Raw genomic sequence first — 16,916 nt, 5'->3', positions numbered from 1 at the left:
GTCAACGCGACCTGTTTGGCCTCGGGCGAAACTGCATCAAGCCGCGCCATCAAGGCGCCCTTCAGCGACGATGGTATGCGGACTTGTCCCTGCTCATCTGCATTCACGATCGCCTGGGTCAATTCTTCGACAAACAGGGGCACACCGTCAGTCTTTTCGATGATCGTCGCGATCAAGGCATCGTCCGGGTCCTTGCCAGTGATATTGCGGACCAGATCCGAGACATCAGCAGAACCGAACCGGCGCAGCAGGAGTGTTTGAACATGCGTGTCCCCGTCATCGCGGGCCAAGTCCCACCCGGGTCTGTGGGTCATCAGGATCATCAGGGGAAGATCGGTGCAAATCGCCTTGAACCGCTCCAGCAGGGCTTGCGTCGAGGGATCGATCCAATGTGCATCCTCAACACACAGAATAACCGGGCGCACGCTTGCCCGGACCTGCACCGTATGGATCAGGGTTTGGATCGTTATGTCGCGTTGCTCCTGCGGCGACATCTCGAGAACTTCACGAGCCAGTGCGCTGCGCGGCGCGACCAGCGCTGCAAAGACAGGCAGAACCTGTTCCCAGTCCAGACCTTCCCGGCCTTCCAGCAGCTTCCTGACATGCTCCAGAATTTGATTGTCATCAAAATCCGGTTCAACACCTGCATCCTGCGAGATTCGCTGGGTGACCGGATGAAAGGGGCTGCTGGTCAGATAGGGAGAGCAGTTCAGCCTTATCACATCGGCCTGTCCGGTTGCCGTGACATCCGCAAGAAACCCCTCAGTCAGGCGCGATTTTCCTATTCCCGCCTCACCCGACAGCAGAACCACCTCACCATGACCGCTTTGGGCGCGCTGCCACGATTGCAACAGGATACCCTTTTCGTAGTCCCGGCCAATCATGGTACTGTCGGCGTCATCCTTGTACGACGCGCGAAACCGGCTTTCCGCGCTGCGTTCCGATACGACCTTCAACAAGGTCCGAGGGTCTTTGAACCCCTTCAATTGAGTTGATCCAAGGGTCTCGAACTCGAATATCCGGTGCAAGGCGGCTTCGGTTTCTTCCGCAGACAAAACCACCGAGTTCGGCAGGCCGTGTTCCTGTATCCGCGCCGCCAGATTGACCGCCGGCCCGGTCATGGCACCTTCCTCGTACGAGTTTTCGCCGATCGTGTCGCCGACCACGACATCGCCGCTCGCGATACCCAGTCTGACCGACAAACGCTCACCGTCAGGAGTGTTGAGCTCTTCAACCCGGTGGACGCACTCAAGCCCCGCCTTTATTGCGCGAATGGCGTGATCTTCGTAGGCTGTTGGCCAGCCGAAAAACACAAGAAGACCGTCGCCAAGGTATTTCGCAACATAGCCACCATACCTGCTCACTGCCCCCGCGACGGTATCCTGATAGTTCTGTAGCAGATCCCGCATGTCTTCGGGATCAAAACGGTTGGTCAGCTCTGTCGAGCCGACCAGATCCGCAAACAAGACTGTCAGATGACGCCGTTCAGCCGCGGGCGCGATGGGCTTTTTCGTCGGTGCAGCTTCGCCCTGCACGACATCAACGGCGGATGGCCGAGTATTCTCGCGGGTGGGCTCTCCTGCGGCAGGCGCTGATGAAGACAGGTGACTAGAGCCAGCCAAATCCTGAACTGCCGCAAGGATGATCTTTCGGTGACCAAGACTTACCCCAAGCTCTTTCAGGTCGTCGCCTGTCAGCAGTGGCAGAACCCGCGCATCAATGTCGTTTACCGCAAAAACATCTGCGTACTGACCCAGTCCGAGGTCGTTAAGCCACGTGTCCATTTCAACCGACATATTCGGATCATGCTGAGATACGCGTCACTAATCAAGAAAACGCTATTTAAACTGCCGGGCGATCAATGCGCAGCGGACACGGTTTCATGCGCAGCATAGCAATAGATGCCAGTCGCGTAAGACCTTGATACACTGTGGGGAAAGGATGGTGGGTGATGAGAGACTCGAACTCCCGACATCTTCGGTGTAAACGAAGCGCTCTACCAACTGAGCTAATCACCCGTGACGCTGCATGTAGCCAAGCCAGCGGGCGTGCGCAAGAGGGTCTGTGAGATTTTTATTCCGCGATGGGTTGCGGATAGGAAATGCCGCCCCCATCAACGCGTGCCTGGGGTGACCACAGGTTGACGAGGCTGGCCGGGGTGGGTTGCCAGCGCCTGATCTGGATCAGCGGGTGTAAAAGATCAAAGGCGCTTGCAAGCGCCCTATGGCCTCCGATATGCCCGAAGAGACTGCAACTTTCCGGTCGGGAGCACACATGATCCTACCCTTCGCCTGCCGTATCTGGATGGTGGCACTGGTCCTTGGCGCATTTGTGCTGGCTCCGGTCCGGGCCGGGGCAGAAGGGGTTTTGGTTTTTGCCGCAGCCAGCCTCAAGACCGCTTTGGACGAAATCGCGACGGAATACACAGAGCGGACGGGTCACGATGTCACCGTGTCCTACGCAGCGTCTTCAGTGCTGGCGCGTCAGATTCAGCAGGGTGCGCCTGCGGACATTTTCATCTCTGCCAATGCCGACTGGATGGATTATCTGGAACAGCAGGGCTTGTTGCAGCCTGGGACACGGTCGGATTTGCTGGGCAACAGTCTGGTTCTGATCGGCGCTGCGGGGCGTCCTGTTCTGGGTGACATTCGGGTGGTTCATGACCTCAGGGCCGAGCTGGGCGAAGGCTTTCTGGCCATGGCGCTGGTCGATGCGGTGCCCGCCGGTATCTACGGCAAGGCGGCTTTGCAGGGGCTGAACCAGTGGGAGGCGGTGCAGGACCGAGTGGCACAAACCGACAATGTGCGCGCTGCGCTGGCCCTTGTGGCAACGGGTGCCGCGCCTCTGGGGATCGTTTATCGATCGGATGCGCAGGCGGAACAGCGGGTCAGTGTTGTGGCCAGTTTTCCCACCGACCTGCACCCTCCGATCATCTATCCGGCGGCGATGACAGGTAATGCCACAGGTGCGGCGCGGGCTTTTCTGGATCATCTGCACGGCGATGCGGCTTTGGCAATTTTTCAGGAGCAGGGATTTTCCCTGCCGGGCGGGTGATCGCGTTGGAGTGGTTGGGCCCCGCTGAAGCTGAAGCGCTGAAGCTGTCGCTGCGCGTGTCGTTCTGGGCGACGCTGGCCACTTTGCCGTTCGGCATTTTTGTTGCCTACATTCTGGCCCGCTGGCGGTTCCCCGGGCGGCAGGTTCTGAATGGTCTGGTGCATTTGCCTTTGATCCTGCCGCCGGTAGTGACGGGGTATCTGCTGTTGCTGACTTTCGGCATTCAGGGGCCGTTGGGGCGGTTTTTGGCCGAGTTCGGCATTGTGGTCGCCTTTCGCTGGACTGGGGCCGCGCTGGCCGCAGGTATCATGGCGTTTCCGCTGATGGTCCGGGCGATACGTCTGTCGATCGAGGCGGTTGACCCGAAGCTGGAACAGGCTGGGGCGACGCTGGGGGCGTCGCGGCCTATGGTGTTTCTGACCGTAACCTTGCCGATGATCCTGCCCGGTGTCATCGCCGGGGCCATTCTGGCCTTTGCCAAGGCCATGGGTGAGTTTGGGGCCACGATTACATTCGTGTCGAATATTCCGGGACAGACGCAGACATTGCCATCGGCTGTTTACGCCTTTTTGCAGGTACCGGGGGGCGAGGCTGCTGCAACAAGGCTGGTCCTGATCTCGATCGTCATCGCCATGGGCGCGTTGCTGCTGTCGGAATATGTGGGACGGCGCGCCGCCGCGCGGGTGGCCGGATCATGAGCTTGTCTGTTCGTTTGCACCATCAACTGCCGGGGATCGATCTGGAGGTCAGTTTTGACGCCCCATCCGGTGTGACCGTGCTGTTCGGGCGTTCCGGGTCGGGCAAGACCACGATTGTCAACGCGGTGGCCGGATTGCTGCGGCCGCGCGCGGGCAGGGTGGCCGTGGATGACTGGGTGTTGTTTGACACCGATAGGGGGCATTGGCTGCCGCCGCACCGGAGGCGGTTGGGCTATATTTTTCAGGAGGGGCGGTTGTTCCCGCATCTGACCGTGCGCCAGAACCTTGCCTATGGCCGGTGGTTCGCCCCTAAAAGCGCGCGGCGGGAAGACCCGGAAAAGGTCATCGAGATGCTGGGGATCGGCCACCTTCTGAACCGCCGTCCAGCCGGGTTGTCAGGGGGCGAAAAACAGCGCGTGTCGATAGGCAGGGCGTTGCTGGCCAGCCCGCGGCTGATCCTTGCGGATGAACCGCTTGCGGCGCTGGACGAGGCCCGCAAGGCGGAGATCCTGCCCTATTTCGAGCGTCTCAGGGATGAGGTGTCTGTCCCGATCCTGTATGTGACCCACTCGGCCGACGAGGTGGCCCGTCTGGCCACATCGGTTGTCGCTTTGCAGGATGGCAGGGTCGTCCGCCACGGCCCCGCGTCCGAGGTTCTGTCTGACCCGACTGTGGCACCGGCAGGTGTGCGCGCGATCGGTGCCGTGCTGGAGGTGCAGGTGCTGAAGCACCACACCGACGGGTTGACCGAGCTGAACGCAAATGGCGCGCGTCTGTTTCTGCCACGTATCGGGCAGGAGGTCGGCACGCATCTGCGAATTCGCATTCCGGCGCAGGAGGTGATCCTGTCCGTCCAAAAACCCGAGGGTCTGTCGGCATTGAACGTGCTCAGCGGGACGGTCGACTCGATCCGGTCGGGCGAAGGTCCCGGTGCGATCGTGTCGGTCAGGACACCGGCAGGGACTGTTCTGGCGCGGGTCACGCGCCGGTCGGTTGCGGCGTTGAACTTGCAGCCGGGCAGCACATGCCATGCCGTGATCAAGACGGTTGCGCTGGCCCCGCAGAATGTCGGTGGCCGCATCGGGACCGGCACCTGACCTCAGGCAAGTGCGCGGGCTTCGTGTTCCAGCAGGATAAGGCGTGCGGCGCGTCCAAACCCCTGATGTCCAGAGCAGGGACGGTCGGGAAATATTGCGGCCAGTTCCTGAAGCGCGTCGGATGAAAGTGTATGTAGCGCCTCTTCCCCCAGAAACAGGCTTTCTGCTTGTGCTCCATCCGCCGAAAGGATTTCGTGCCGATCCAGCAGGATGTGCAAATACTCGACCGTTTCAACCGAGGTATCGAGCCCTATTCCATGCCATCGGCACAGGTGCTTGGCGGCAACCAGCGCTTCGGCGGTTCCGAAAAGCAGCTCAACCCAGGGGCCCTTCACCAGAATACGGTGCTGCTGAGACACCAGCAGGTCTCGCGCGGGGGTGTTAGGCCCCAGACTGCCTGCCGAGATGCGAACGGGCCGTATCGCAGGTTCGGTGCGCAATCGGTCGGGCGGGATCGTGCTGCTTTCGATCCAACGAACAGGTTGCAACCCGTGATCGGCTGTCGCCACCTTGTCCCCGACGTTCAGGGACTCGATGGCACGGGGACCGTCCTCAGCCTCGATCAGGGTTCCAGCTGCGAAACAGACGCCTTCGATCCTTATGACCACTTCGACCGGATCCGGAGAGCCGGTAAACGGAAGTGTGACAGGACCGGTTTGCGTTGTCCCTGAGACGCTGATGAAGAAGGAGTCAAAGACAACTTCACCATTGTCGAGGCTGTCGAAATACGTCGGATCGACCGTATAGGTCCACTCTCCGGTATTTGGGTCTATCGTCGCGGTGCCGTTGGCAGGAGGTGTCGCAATCGTCCAGGTTTGGGTCAGCGGCGTGAAGTTTCCGTTGTTCAGGGTGGGTTGCCCCATCGCCACATTGGGTGGGGACCCGGTCACGTCGCCGGTCAATTCACCAGTGATCGGAACTGAAACCAACTAGACCTCGCCTTGTTGCAACACCCGCTCAAATTCCTTTTTTCGGTACAGGCGCATATGAACCTCGCCTGCTTCGTCCCGCGTCCATTCGACAATCCGGTTGCGTGTCATGTCGCTGTCCATTCGGTTGGTGCGCACGCGCGGATGCGGGATCTCTTGCTTGAGGATATCAACAATCTGACTGGTCTGTCCAAACGGCGCGACAAGGTCGATGATCCAAAAGGATGACCCGCTGGTAAAATCCTTGTCCGTCAGAAAGGTTTCTTTCACCGCATAGCGATACTCGGCCTCGGGGCTGAGACCGGCAAAAGTGACAAATCCGCGGGGAAAGCCATTCTGTCTGAAGATCTGGTATTGGCCCAGACGAAACGGGGTTTCGAACGCATAAAGAACCTGCGCAAGGTTACGTTTCTGGTGCGTTTTCGTAAGCCCCGCGAGATAGAACATCGCACCCAGATCCGCGTATTTCTCAGGCGGGAAATCGAACCAGTCTTTTGGAAAGCTCTTGGTCAACGGAATTGCCGATAGTTTGATGTGTTATAAATGCTTTCGGGTAGTGTACTCGTTTCCGGCGATATGAATAGTGGGAATTCCCCAAATAACTGTGTCCGCGTAGCTGGTGTGCCCCACTTTACTCGTAGGGTGTCGTGGTTATGCTATCGGTATTGGTGCCATTGTTTTGGGATATCTGGATCATGCGTTTTCTCAAGCCATTCATCGCTGCCACATTTATTTTAGCGCCTGCGGTGGCCGGGGCCGTTGGGTTCGGCCTGTCAGTCCGGCCGCAGTTCCGTACCGAGATCACGCCCTTGCCGAACGGCGTTTACGAGGTGAAGGCTGTCGGATCATCCGCGCCTGTCAATTATTGGTGCGGGATCGGAGATTATGCCATTCGCACACTTGGCGTTCCGAACTCGCAGAGGATCTATATCTGGCGGGCGTATGAACCCGGCGTGCGAACAGTGCAGTTCTCCATGACCCCGCCGCCGGGGGCCGATACGAAACCCGGCTATTCGATCACGGTCAAGAAAGTCGGAGCAAACATGTCGGCGGTGTCGGCGCAGAACTACTGCTACGACAATTTCATCACGGACCCGTTCTGATCGTCAGACCCATTTTGCCATCGGCGGCAAGCTCATCAGAACGGCATCCGGGTCATGCCCGGTTTCCAGACCGAACTTTGTGCCCCGGTCATAGACAAGGTTGTATTCCGCATAAAGGCCGCGATGCACCAGTTGGGTGGTCTTGTCCGCCTCTGAGAAGTTCTGAACGCGGCGCTTTTCAACCAAGGGCAGGAAGGCGGGCAGAAAGGCTCTGCCAATATCCTGTGTCAGGGCGAAATCCGCCTGCCAGTCACCGGTGCAATAGTCGTCCATGAAGATCCCGCCGACGCCGCGCGCGCGTTTGCGGTGAGGGATGTAGAAATATTCGTCGGCCCAGTCCTTGAGGCGCGGGTAATGGGCGGGTCCGTGCGGGTCCAGATGCGCCTTTTGCGTGGCGTGGAAATGCGCGGTGTCCTCGCGATACTCGATGCAGGGGTTGAGGTCCGAGCCGCCACCGAACCACCAGGCATGGGGTGTCCAAAACATGCGTGTGTTCATGTGAACCGCCGGGGTATGGGGGTTCTGCATATGGGCCACAAGGCTGATCCCCGACGCCCAGAAGCGCGGGTCTTCGGTCATTCCGGGGATGCCTTTGCGCGCCGCCATTGCCTGTTGCGCACGTTCGCCCAGCGTGCCGTAGACGGTCGAGACATTGACACCTACTTTTTCAAACACTCGACCGCCGCGCATGACCGACATCAACCCGCCGCCCGCGTCTGACCCATCGTCCGACTGGCGTTTGGTTTCCTTGACCTCGAACCGCCCGGGTGCGGCATCGGCAAACGGCCCGTTGGTGTGGCTGTCTTCGAGGGCTTCGAACGCTGCAACGATGTCATCGCGCAATTGGCGAAACCAGGCGGAGGCGGTAGATTTTTCTGTTTTGAACATGGGTCTTAATGTGCAGGGGCCGCGACTGGGTCAAGCAGGGTACGGCCACCGTCGATTGTCAGGATCTGCCCGGTGACGAAACCGGCGGCATCAGACGCAAGATATTGCGCGGTTTCCGTCAGTTCCGTGGCCGAGGCGATACGGGCCAGGGGTGTGTGCTTTTCGATATCGACGCGGTAATCGCGATTGTCCTTGAGGGTCGATTGCAGTGATGCGCTCATGACCGAACCCAGCGCAATCGAGTTGACGCGGATCCGCTTCGGAGCCAGCGCGACCGCAAGAGATCGGGTCAACTGGTCCAGTGCTGCGGTCGAGACGGAATAGGCCATCAGATCGGGGTGGGTCCGTCGGGCCGCGATCGAGGACAGGTTGATGATCGTCCCTGCCGGGTTTTCGAGATCGCCGTCGGCCTGCTTGATCATGCGCTTTGCAACCAGTTGGCTGAGCCGCAAGGCGGGCATCAGGTTCTGGTTCAGCAGGGTGCGCATCGAATCGTCATCCGGATCCAGCGGATCAGACGGGATCACTTGCCGTGCACCGTTGACCAGAATATCCACCTGGTCGAACGCATCCAGCGTCGCAGATAACAGGTTGGCAATGGTCAGCTTTTCGCGCAGATCGCCCGCAAAATATCGGATATTGCTGTCTTCGGCTTGTTCTCCAAGTTCGTCGATCAGGCGTTTTTCGTCTATGTCGGCAAACATGACATTTGCGCCCGCATCCGCGAAATGCCGCCCGATGGCCAGGCCGATGCCACTTGCCCCGCCCGTTACGATTGCTGTCTTGCCAGCGATGGAAAAGGACATCCGAATCCTCCTGAATTGGGGCGCAGGTTAACGGGCCTTAACGCCGAGGGCGAGAGGCCTGGAATACCTTGAACCGGTTGTCGCCGGCAATTTCACCGACCTGAGCGAAATGTTCGTTCAGTGTAGCTTCGTAGGGAAGGTGCCGGTTGGCGACCATCCAAAGGGTTCCGTTGCGTGTCAGATTGCGGGCGGCGGAGGTTATAAACCCTTGCCCCAAGGCGGGATCCGCGCTGCGTGACGTGTGATATGGCGGGTTCATCACAACGGTGTCGATAGGCTCCGGCGCGGTCCAGGATACGGCATCGCTCCAGTGAAAATGCGCCTGGGATTGGGTGACATTAAGCCGCGCGCAGGTCAGCGCCGCATGGTCCGCTTCGACCAGATGCAACGAGCTTACCCCACCGCGTTTCAGGATTTCCGCAGACAGATATCCCCATCCCGCCCCCAGATCGGCCACGCGGGGGCCAAGCCGGTCAGGCAAGGTCTTCAGTAACAGGGCCGAGGCAGGATCAATCCCGTCCGCTGAAAACACACCCGGTGCCGTGTAGTATCCGCCAACCATCTGCTGTTTCTGCGCGGCCCAGTCCACAAAGGCCAGATCATCGGCCTGAAACCAGAAAATCTTACCATGTGCTTTGGAAATCGGTCCCTCGACCGGAACCCGCTTGCGCACATCCTTCAATATGCTGTCCACACCATCGGTCTTGGCACCGTCGATGACAACCAGGCCGCTCGCCCGCGCACAGGCCTGCTGAATCAGCGACCGTGCCAGTGCTTTGGCGCGGGGCAGAAAGACAATTGCGTCCTGACAAGAGCCGTCCGCGTCGGGCACCGTTTCAAAACCCTGCGCGGTGAAATGGTCATGAAAGGGTTTGAAGGGCTGCACAACTTGCGCCCCGCCCGCCAGCGCAGACAGATCATGATCCGGTGTAGGGCAGATCACACTAAGAGGGGGGGACAGCGTCAGGCCGTTTTGCAAGGCAAGTTCCAGACGAGGGGACATGGGCAATTCCGGCTGAGTGAAGGGAAAACGTCAGGCCAAAGGCCTTACTCTTCGCGTTCCATTGTGCATTGCAAAGGGTGCTGGTGCCTGCGGGCAAAATCCATCACCTGACCAACTTTGGTCTCGGCAATCTCGTGGCTGAAAACCCCGACAACGGCTACACCTTTCTTGTGAACGGTCAGCATGATCTCGAACGCCTGTGCATGGGTCATGCCGAAGAAGCGTTCAAGTACATGCACCACAAACTCCATCGGTGTATAGTCGTCGTTCAGCAACAGGACCTTGTATAAAGGCGGACGCTTGGTTTTTGGGCGTGTCTGTACCAGGACGGACGCGTCACTGTCGTCGTCCGGCTTGTCAGACATCATCCAGGTCATTTCAAGCATCGTGTGCAACTGTCCGATTCAGGCTTGGGGTTTATCTTGGCGCTTATATAACGTGTGCATGGCCGGTGAAAAGAGCAAGCGGACGTAAACAGGATGACGACCAAGCTGACGACAATCGGGTTCGATGCGGACGATACCCTTTGGCATAACGAACGGTTTTTTCAGCTGACGCAGGCTCGTTTTGCTGAACTCTTGGCCGATCATGCCAATCGTGATCACCTGATGGAGCGACTTCTTGCTGCTGAAAAACGCAACATTCAGCGCTATGGGTATGGCATCAAGGGGTTTGTCTTGTCGATGATCGAAACTGCGATCGAAGTTACCGAAAGCCTCGTTCCTGCGTCGGTCATCCGGCAGCTGATCGAAGCAGGGCAAGAAATGTTGGCCCATCCGATCGAGCTGTTGCCCCATGCCCGCGAGGCCGTCGAAGGTGTTGCCGATGCGTACCGGGTCATTCTGATCACCAAGGGCGACCTGATCGATCAGGAACGCAAACTGGCCCAGTCCGGGCTGGGCGATCTGTTCGATGGTGTCGAAATCGTATCCGAAAAGACCCCCGAAACCTATCGGTTCGTATTCGACCGTCACGGTGATGGCCCGACTGCCGCGATGATGATCGGCAATTCCATGCGCTCGGATGTCGTGGCCCCCATTCAGGCCGGGTGCTGGGGTGTCTATGTGCCCCACGGTCTGGTTTGGGAGGTGGAACATGCCGAAGCCCCTGTCGACAGCCCCCGATTCCGCGAGTTGAGAGATTTGGGCGATCTGGCCGATCTGCTGCGCGACCTGAAGTGATGTTGCCTTTTCGCCTCAGTTTCGCATAAACCCAGCCGCATCCTGACGAAGCTTCGCTTTTATCGCGCATCTGGTGGTCTTGATGGCTGTATCCGCAAGATATAGCCTCTGCCGGGACATGAAACGAAACCGCGAAAACCTCAGCTTTCGGTTTATTTCATTGGGTCGCTGTGATAGCCTTGGGGATAATAAAACAAACATTGCTGACCGGGAAAACCCGGCGGCGCGAGGCAGACAGAGGCAAAGATCGTGCAGATTCGGCGGACAGTTCCGGCCCGAATGGGCTTTTTCCTTATAGCGTTGCTATGTGTGCTGGCGTTTGCGCCGCTCAGGTCCATGGCGGCGCCTTATGCAGCTATGGTGATCGACGCCCGAACTGGCGAGGAGCTGCATTCACGCAATGCGGATGCGCGCTTGCACCCGGCCTCGCTGACCAAGATGATGACGCTGTATATCGCGTTTGAGGCGGTGCGAAACGGCGAGATCACGCTGGATACACCCGTTCGGATTACCCAGAAGGCAGCGGCCGAGCCCCCGTCGAAGTTGGGCCTGCGCGCGGGCCAGACGATTGCGTTCCGCTATCTGATCCGTGCTGCTGCGGTAAAATCGGCCAATGACGCGGCTACGGCGATCGGCATTGCCATCAGTGGCTCGGAAGCGGCCTTTGCCCGCCGCATGACCCGAACCGCCAAAGCGATGGGCATGAGCCGCACAACTTTCAAGAATGCGCATGGTCTGACTGAGGCAGGGCACCTGTCCAGCGCGCGCGACATGACCACGCTGGGACGGCATCTGCTGTACGATTACCCGCAGTATTATAACCTGTTCTCGCGCCAATCGACGGATGCCGGTATCAAGACTGTTCCCAACACCAACCGCCGCCTGCTGGCAGCCTATAAGGGTGCGGACGGAATAAAGACCGGATACACACGTGCGGCGGGGTTCAACCTGGTGGCGTCGGCCAAACGCAAGGATGAGCGTATCATCGCAACTGTCTTTGGCGGAAAATCCGGAGAGTCGCGGAACGCCAAGGTTGCGGAACTGCTGGATCTGGGGTTTCGCCTTGCCCCGTCGCGCGCACCCATTCGCAAGCCTGAGCGCCCGGTTTATGCGGGCAATGCCGGGTTGGGGGGCGATACCCAGGTCGCAGCGCTGAGCGGCGCACCGAAATCCAGCCTGCGCCCGCTTGGGCGCCCCAGCGCCGCGACACAGGTTGCAAGTGCGGTTGCGGCATCGGCAGACCAGAACAGCGACCGTATCAGCAGCGGCATTGCCGCAGCGATTGCCGAAGCGGATATAACCCCAGCCGCCCCACCAGTTGAAACATCCGATACCCGACCGGCGCTGCGCCCGGACAATCTGGTGCTGGCCTCGACCGAGCCCGTCAGCCAGCCAGAGCCCGAGCAGGAAGTGGTTACCCGCCTGTCTTCGTCCGGTGGGCATCTGTGGGGGGTCAATGTGGGCCGCTACACCACACGATACGAGGCCGAGAAGGTTCTGCTGAAAACGGCGCTGTCGGAGATGACCACGCTGGATGGCAGTCTGCGCAAGGTCAGTCAGAGCTCGCGCGGCTTTGACGCGACATTCCAAGGCATGACGCGGGAACAGGCCGATCTGGCGTGTCGCCGCCTGCAAGCCCGCAATGTCACCTGTTTCATGATCGGGCCATCATAAGGTCCGGCATATTCTCTCCTGTTGGGTCTGGGCTGCGGTCATCCGCAGCCTTTTTTTAATCGAAGACGTGACCGTGCTGATATTGCTCGTCCTGTCCCGCGGCGGCGGTCAGGGCGGCGACATTGTCCTTGGTGAAGAACCCGTCATACTTGTGACACCGCTCGATATATTCGGTGATCAGCAGCGTGTTCTTCGAGTGTTTTGAGAAGATCTGCTTCAGGTTCGGGTCGTCTTTGCATTCGCCCACTACATGCGCCAGGAACGGCACGCCCTTGTCCTTCAGCGTGTTCACGACAAAGTCGACATTCTTTTCCCCGGCGCCATGATCGCCATCCTTGATCTCGACTGCCATGTGATGCAGGCGACGGCCAAAATTGCGCACAAAATCTTCGGTCGGCATCGGCAGCTTGGCGAATGAGTTGACGAAGGACGGCGTGTTATTGGCCGTGAAAACCTTGGCCGGGGATTTCTTGTCATCATCCACATTGGCGTTGCGGTTCACGTTGGTTGATGAGTTCATGTCGAAGATGTTGTAGGCCCCCCAGAAATAGTAGGGCACCATGGTCAGGAATTCGAGGATCGCATCCTCGCGCTCACCCGCCAGCACGCGCGTCGCCAGATGATCAATGCCCAGCATCAAAGGCGCGATTTTGCTGTCCGATCCGAAAGCGGCGGCCTGATCCAGCCGGGCTTGTTCCGCGTCACTCAGCAACACGCGATCACCAAGGCCCAGGCTGTCTGTGTCGTTGAAATCATGTGTCGAATATCCGACCCGGTTACAGGTGAAATCCGAAGGGGTCGTGAACCGGAAGCCGTCCAATGTGTAGAACGGGTTTTCGGTGTCTCCGGCATATTCGAAGCGGATGTTCTGATCCTCAAGCGTCCCGGTCAGCGCCTTCAGATCACAGGCCGCGAAAACCTCGCCAACATACCGCGTTTGGGGTGTGTTGCGGGCCAGCGGGTACATGCGATTGATGCGGGGAATAAAGTCTTCGAAACCCGGGCTGTGCGGGGCCATCACGATCAGCGCGGGATAGTCGGGATGCGAATGCAGGATCGAGAATTTGTGGGTCTGCCCCAGATAGCTGGCGGTGTGGCGATAGGGTGTCATCACGTAAAGCTCGACCAGCGTATCGAACAGCGCGCCGGTTTCGACCTGCATACAGATCGCGCGCATTGGCCCGACCTGATCGGCAATTCCCGAACTTGTCCGGCGCTCGTAGATTTTCGGCAGGTATTCCGCAAAGAAGTCCGAGTTCTTCTTGTCGCCTCGGGGTTGATAGGACATCAGATCAAAGGACATTCGACTACCTCCGTGCGCGGAACCCCGACCGGGGCGAGCTATCGTTTGAAATTGTAGGTTTCAGAACATGTGCTTGCCCGTCATGCTAGGCGCTGAGAGCTGTACGGGCAACAGTCGTGAAATTGGGTTGCCGACGTTAACGCATGATGTTCAGCGGGTGAATTTCGTGACCTCGACACCGCCCCCGATCAGGTTGTCGCGAACCGAGCGAGCGATTTGAACCGCGGTCGGGCCGTCTCCATGAAGGCAGATCGTGTCGATGGATGTTTCCAGCCGCTTGCCGCTTTCGGTGATGATCGCACCTTCGCGGACCATGTTCAGGATGCGCGGGCCTGCGACCTCGGCATCGTGGATGACGGCGCCGGTCTGGCAGCGGTCAACCAGTGTTCCGTCGTCATTATATGCACGGTCGGCAAAAATCTCGCCCACCCAGCTGCACCCGAGCTCACGCACGGCCTCTTCCTGTTTTGTCGCGGCCAGCACCATGACGATGATATCGGGATCAACATCCAATGCGCCCTGATAACAGGCGCGCGCCATATCGATATCGGCTGAACACATATTGGCCAGCGCCCCGTGCAGTTTCAGGTGCCGTACTTTGGTGCCAACCGCGTTGGCCATGCCGATTGCGGCCCCCAACTGATACCGGACCAGATTGCGGAGGTTGTCATGGGGCAGCTTCATGTTCCGCCGACCAAATCCCTGCAGATCGGGAAAGCCGGGATGCGCGCCGATGCCGACGTCGTTTTCGGCCGCCAGTTTCATCGTTGATGCCATCACATCCGGATCACCGGCATGAAACCCACAGGCGATGTTGGCCGAGGTGATGATTTTCAAAAGGCTTTCGTCATCGCCCATTTTCCAGGGGCCAAAGCTTTCCCCCATATCGGCATTCAGATCGACGCTTGGCATTGGCACATCTCCTTAGTCGGTGGCAGAGATCACTCCGCCGATCAATTGGTAGGACAACAGGTCCGGTATGTCATGGGGATCACGCACCAGCGCCTCGACTTTTGAGGGCAGGCGCGCAAGGTCTGACAGGAACGTTTTATGCATTTCTTCTGCCTGTTCCATGCTGACAAATTCGAACCGGATGTCGCCGCCTGCGGGTGTCTGTGCCGCGCGGGGCATATCGCATGGCAGAACGGTCGCGATACGAGGGTACCCGCCCGTGGTCTGACATTCCGGCAACAGGATGAACGGGTCGCCAGTACCGGTCATCTGGATATCGCCGGGGGTGATCACCTCGGACAGGATATTCAGCTGGCCTGAGGCAGCAAAGCCGTCGCCGTCGCTGTCCAGCTGCATGCCCATCCGGTTGGCGCGTGCGCCGCGCCGGAAATTGGTTTGGGCAAACCGTTCAAGTGTTGCGCCATCAAACAAAGGGGTCTGAAAGCTGGCAATCACATGCAGCACCCCGCCCGAAAACCGCTCGGCAGCAGCCAGTTTCATCCCGCTGTTGCCTGCATCCGGTCCACAGGTCAGCCTGTCACCCTGCTGTAGCGCCCGGCCTATCCGCGCTGTCAGATGGGTTGAGCGGGACCCCAGAAAAACCTCGGCATCGATACCTCCGCCCACATGCAGATAGCCATAGTTTCCAGCCAGCGTCGCCCCGATAACCAGCCTTTGCCCGGCGATCAGTTGGTGCGACGCGTTCCAGGCCACAGGGCCGCCATCAATACTGGCCTGCATCCGCGCGCCAGTCAGGGCGATGCGCATGTTATGCGTCGCCTCGAACTCGCCCCCCATCCCGGCCATTTCCAGCGCCGCAAGTATTGCGCTTTGATCCAGCAACGCCGCCCCTTCGTGCAAGGCCAGAATGTCCGCCGCCCCCGACCGGGACAGCCCCTGATCCAGATAGCCTGTGCGCCCCTGATCCTGAATGGTGCAGGCCGGGCCAATCCGGTGGACGATCAGGCTCATGGTGCAATCTCCTCACAGGTTGCGCCGCCTGTGCCGTCCTCGTTGTTGGCCTTGATGTGTTCCAGAACGTCGCGGGAAACGGGCTTGAACAACAGCTCATCGCCGGGTCTAAGGGTAAAGGCCTCGGCCCTTTCGGGGCGGAAACACCGAAAGGCGGTCTGTCCGATATGCCGCCACCCGGTTGGTGTCGGCCCGGAAAACAGAACAAATTGCGAGATCGCCAGAACCAAAGCGCCTTCCGGCACCATGGGGGTCAGGCTTTGCAGCCGGGGAATGTTGAACTCGGGCCCCAGAGGTCCAAGGTAAGGCTGCCCCGGAGCGAAGCCGATGGTCAGAACCCGCACGCGGGACTGTCCAAGCCTACGTATTGCTTCGTCTGGTGTCAGGCCGGCAGCAGCGGCGGCATTGTCAAGCTGGGGCGCAAGGTCGGTCCCGTAAACCGTCGGAACGCGCCACAACCTGCGGCCGGCAGGCAGCGGTGTAGTGTACCAGTCCTTTTGCTCAACCAGTTCCCTAAGCTTTTGCAGCATCTTCTGATGAGAGATGCGCTGCGTGTCGAACCGAACAAAGGCCGAGCCCAGGGAGGCTGACGACTCGGTCACCTCATCCCAGTGCAGACGATCCACTTCTGCCCGAAACGCCAGCGCTGCCCGGTTCGCGGTGTCGGTCATCTTGTCTGCAAAGGTCACCAGCGCGCCATCAAATCCGACGGTTCTGACCAAAGGAAACTGAACATTGCGCGCCATTGCTGATCTGCTTTCGGATCGAAGAGTGAATTGGTGGAACCTGACCGCATCTTTAGGGGATGCGCAAGACAGGGCGTTCAATAGCCGACATTGTGCCTGATGCGTCCACATCCCGGCAGGGAGCGACCCGCAGTACAAGGCGTCCGTCGGGGGTGAGAGGTTTTTGACCGTATTCTGGCCGCAAATCCGACTCGTTTTCCCGTTTCGAGTCGCCCTGACTTGTATCTTGAAATCGCGGAGACTCAATATCTTGTGTCGGCCCCTTTTGTTTTTTGGGGCTTGCCGGTCAGATCATGCCTAATAGCACCCGGACGGAAGGGTGGCGGGCAATTGTGATGGGGTATAAGTTATTGAAATAAAATAATAAACAAAGAAAACTCAAAAAAAAGATCAATATCGTCATTTTCCGCTTGCGGGTAGGGATTCTAATCCGTAAATACCCCTTCACCGGCGCAGCTGAGGTTGGCCTGACGGACTGGAAAGACGGTTGAGACGCACCGGAGAGACGGTG

18 protein-coding genes and 1 tRNA gene are annotated in these 16,916 nt (G+C 59.0%); 6 read left to right on the top strand and 13 right to left on the bottom strand.

All coding sequences use genetic code 11. The features are described 5' to 3' along the window. Positions 1-1,796: ATP-binding protein (locus tag AC2FLZ_RS19895; RefSeq protein WP_496882647.1), on the bottom strand; the 1,796-nt coding region annotated here is incomplete at its 3' end. Between the two features lie 146 nt (positions 1,797-1,942). Continuing rightward, a tRNA-Val gene (locus tag AC2FLZ_RS19890) sits at positions 1,943-2,018 on the bottom strand. A 256-nt stretch (positions 2,019-2,274) separates the two neighbouring features. Here AC2FLZ_RS19890 and modA point away from each other — a divergent pair. From modA to modC, 3 genes are read left to right on the top strand one after another with little or no spacing between them, the layout of a single operon-like run. Continuing rightward, the gene (gene modA / locus AC2FLZ_RS19885; RefSeq protein WP_480495557.1) at positions 2,275-3,054 is read left to right on the top strand and encodes a molybdate ABC transporter substrate-binding protein; all 780 of its coding nucleotides are present in this window, start codon (positions 2,275-2,277) and stop codon (positions 3,052-3,054) included. A 5-nt stretch (positions 3,055-3,059) separates the two neighbouring features. Continuing rightward, complete coding sequence (modB, locus tag AC2FLZ_RS19880; RefSeq protein ID WP_480476900.1) at positions 3,060-3,752, top strand: molybdate ABC transporter permease subunit; 693 nt, start codon at positions 3,060-3,062, stop codon at positions 3,750-3,752. Then, entirely contained in the window at positions 3,749-4,849 is a 1,101-nt protein-coding gene (modC, locus tag AC2FLZ_RS19875; RefSeq protein WP_480518616.1) for a molybdenum ABC transporter ATP-binding protein, read from the top strand. The genes modB and modC overlap by 4 nt, the downstream gene beginning before the upstream one ends. Positions 4,850-4,851: 2 nt before the next feature. On the opposite strand, the gene AC2FLZ_RS19870 is transcribed toward modC, so the two are convergent. Together AC2FLZ_RS19870 and AC2FLZ_RS19865 are read right to left on the bottom strand one after the other, a co-directional pair. Then, entirely contained in the window at positions 4,852-5,778 is a 927-nt protein-coding gene (locus AC2FLZ_RS19870) for a Hint domain-containing protein (protein WP_480518618.1), read from the bottom strand. Next, positions 5,779-6,291 carry a toxin-activating lysine-acyltransferase gene (locus AC2FLZ_RS19865; protein ID WP_480518620.1) on the bottom strand — a complete coding sequence of 171 codons (513 nt, stop codon included), beginning with the start codon at positions 6,289-6,291 and terminating at the stop codon, positions 5,779-5,781. Positions 6,292-6,473: 182 nt separating this feature from the next. On the opposite strand from AC2FLZ_RS19865, the gene AC2FLZ_RS19860 reads away from it, so the two are divergent. Beyond that, the gene (locus tag AC2FLZ_RS19860) at positions 6,474-6,881 is read left to right on the top strand and encodes a hypothetical protein (protein ID WP_480495565.1); all 408 of its coding nucleotides are present in this window, start codon (positions 6,474-6,476) and stop codon (positions 6,879-6,881) included. Between the two features lie 3 nt (positions 6,882-6,884). Here AC2FLZ_RS19860 and hemF read toward each other — a convergent pair whose 3' ends face one another. Genes hemF through clpS form a run of 4 tightly spaced genes read right to left on the bottom strand, consistent with a single transcriptional unit; the run spans position 6,885 to position 9,964 of the window. After that, complete coding sequence (gene hemF, locus AC2FLZ_RS19855) at positions 6,885-7,769, bottom strand: oxygen-dependent coproporphyrinogen oxidase (RefSeq protein WP_480495567.1); 885 nt, start codon at positions 7,767-7,769, stop codon at positions 6,885-6,887. 5 nt (positions 7,770-7,774) lie between these two features. After that, positions 7,775-8,575, bottom strand: coding sequence for an SDR family NAD(P)-dependent oxidoreductase (locus AC2FLZ_RS19850; RefSeq protein WP_480475342.1), 801 nt, complete (start codon positions 8,573-8,575; stop codon positions 7,775-7,777). Between the two features lie 37 nt (positions 8,576-8,612). Next, the gene (locus tag AC2FLZ_RS19845) at positions 8,613-9,578 is read right to left on the bottom strand and encodes a class I SAM-dependent methyltransferase (protein WP_496809168.1); all 966 of its coding nucleotides are present in this window, start codon (positions 9,576-9,578) and stop codon (positions 8,613-8,615) included. A 44-nt stretch (positions 9,579-9,622) separates the two neighbouring features. Next, the gene (gene clpS / locus AC2FLZ_RS19840; RefSeq protein ID WP_480475346.1) at positions 9,623-9,964 is read right to left on the bottom strand and encodes an ATP-dependent Clp protease adapter ClpS; all 342 of its coding nucleotides are present in this window, start codon (positions 9,962-9,964) and stop codon (positions 9,623-9,625) included. A gap of 93 nt (positions 9,965-10,057) precedes the next feature. Here clpS and AC2FLZ_RS19835 point away from each other — a divergent pair, with 93 nt between their 5' ends. Then, positions 10,058-10,759 (top strand): HAD family hydrolase, encoded by a 702-nt coding sequence (locus AC2FLZ_RS19835; RefSeq protein WP_480518624.1) that lies wholly within the window; start codon positions 10,058-10,060, stop codon positions 10,757-10,759. Positions 10,760-11,038: 279 nt separating this feature from the next. Next, a complete protein-coding gene (locus tag AC2FLZ_RS19830) occupies positions 11,039-12,433 on the top strand; it encodes a D-alanyl-D-alanine carboxypeptidase family protein (RefSeq protein ID WP_480475350.1) in 1,395 nt (464 codons plus the stop codon). 55 nt (positions 12,434-12,488) lie between these two features. Here AC2FLZ_RS19830 and AC2FLZ_RS19825 read toward each other — a convergent pair whose 3' ends face one another. From AC2FLZ_RS19825 to AC2FLZ_RS19805, 5 genes are all read right to left on the bottom strand, one after another. Next, a complete protein-coding gene (locus AC2FLZ_RS19825; RefSeq protein WP_496882646.1) occupies positions 12,489-13,736 on the bottom strand; it encodes a hypothetical protein in 1,248 nt (415 codons plus the stop codon). 150 nt (positions 13,737-13,886) lie between these two features. Continuing rightward, the gene (locus AC2FLZ_RS19820) at positions 13,887-14,648 is read right to left on the bottom strand and encodes a LamB/YcsF family protein (protein WP_496882645.1); all 762 of its coding nucleotides are present in this window, start codon (positions 14,646-14,648) and stop codon (positions 13,887-13,889) included. 12 nt (positions 14,649-14,660) lie between these two features. Further along, the gene (locus AC2FLZ_RS19815; protein WP_496882644.1) at positions 14,661-15,659 is read right to left on the bottom strand and encodes a 5-oxoprolinase subunit C family protein; all 999 of its coding nucleotides are present in this window, start codon (positions 15,657-15,659) and stop codon (positions 14,661-14,663) included. Beyond that, complete coding sequence (locus AC2FLZ_RS19810; protein WP_480475358.1) at positions 15,656-16,405, bottom strand: 5-oxoprolinase subunit B family protein; 750 nt, start codon at positions 16,403-16,405, stop codon at positions 15,656-15,658. The genes AC2FLZ_RS19815 and AC2FLZ_RS19810 overlap by 4 nt, the downstream gene beginning before the upstream one ends. Positions 16,406-16,691: 286 nt before the next feature. Continuing rightward, positions 16,692-16,916 (bottom strand): hypothetical protein (locus AC2FLZ_RS19805; protein ID WP_496882643.1); only part of this gene is annotated, 225 nt, incomplete at its 5' end.

This window comes from Ruegeria sp. YKSF131 (genome assembly GCF_059612645.1).
Note: the sequence above shows the minus strand (reverse complement) of the source record. Positions and strands in the feature narration are given on the sequence as shown.

Excerpts from the sequence above, each read along its gene's own strand:
- modA (WP_480495557.1), top strand. The coding sequence starts at position 2,275 with ATGATCCTACCCTTCGCCTGCCGTATCTGGATGGTGGCACTGGTCCTT.
- modC (WP_480518616.1), top strand. The coding sequence starts at position 3,749 with ATGAGCTTGTCTGTTCGTTTGCACCATCAACTGCCGGGGATCGATCTG.
- AC2FLZ_RS19860 (WP_480495565.1), top strand. The coding sequence starts at position 6,474 with ATGCGTTTTCTCAAGCCATTCATCGCTGCCACATTTATTTTAGCGCCT.
- hemF (WP_480495567.1), bottom strand. The coding sequence starts at position 7,769 with ATGTTCAAAACAGAAAAATCTACCGCCTCCGCCTGGTTTCGCCAATTG.
- AC2FLZ_RS19850 (WP_480475342.1), bottom strand. The coding sequence starts at position 8,575 with ATGTCCTTTTCCATCGCTGGCAAGACAGCAATCGTAACGGGCGGGGCA.
- AC2FLZ_RS19845 (WP_496809168.1), bottom strand. The coding sequence starts at position 9,578 with ATGTCCCCTCGTCTGGAACTTGCCTTGCAAAACGGCCTGACGCTGTCC.
- clpS (WP_480475346.1), bottom strand. The coding sequence starts at position 9,964 with ATGCTTGAAATGACCTGGATGATGTCTGACAAGCCGGACGACGACAGT.
- AC2FLZ_RS19835 (WP_480518624.1), top strand. The coding sequence starts at position 10,058 with ATGACGACCAAGCTGACGACAATCGGGTTCGATGCGGACGATACCCTT.
- AC2FLZ_RS19830 (WP_480475350.1), top strand. The coding sequence starts at position 11,039 with ATGGGCTTTTTCCTTATAGCGTTGCTATGTGTGCTGGCGTTTGCGCCG.
- AC2FLZ_RS19825 (WP_496882646.1), bottom strand. The coding sequence starts at position 13,736 with ATGTCCTTTGATCTGATGTCCTATCAACCCCGAGGCGACAAGAAGAAC.
- AC2FLZ_RS19820 (WP_496882645.1), bottom strand. The coding sequence starts at position 14,648 with ATGCCAAGCGTCGATCTGAATGCCGATATGGGGGAAAGCTTTGGCCCC.
- AC2FLZ_RS19815 (WP_496882644.1), bottom strand. The coding sequence starts at position 15,659 with ATGAGCCTGATCGTCCACCGGATTGGCCCGGCCTGCACCATTCAGGAT.
- AC2FLZ_RS19810 (WP_480475358.1), bottom strand. The coding sequence starts at position 16,405 with ATGGCGCGCAATGTTCAGTTTCCTTTGGTCAGAACCGTCGGATTTGAT.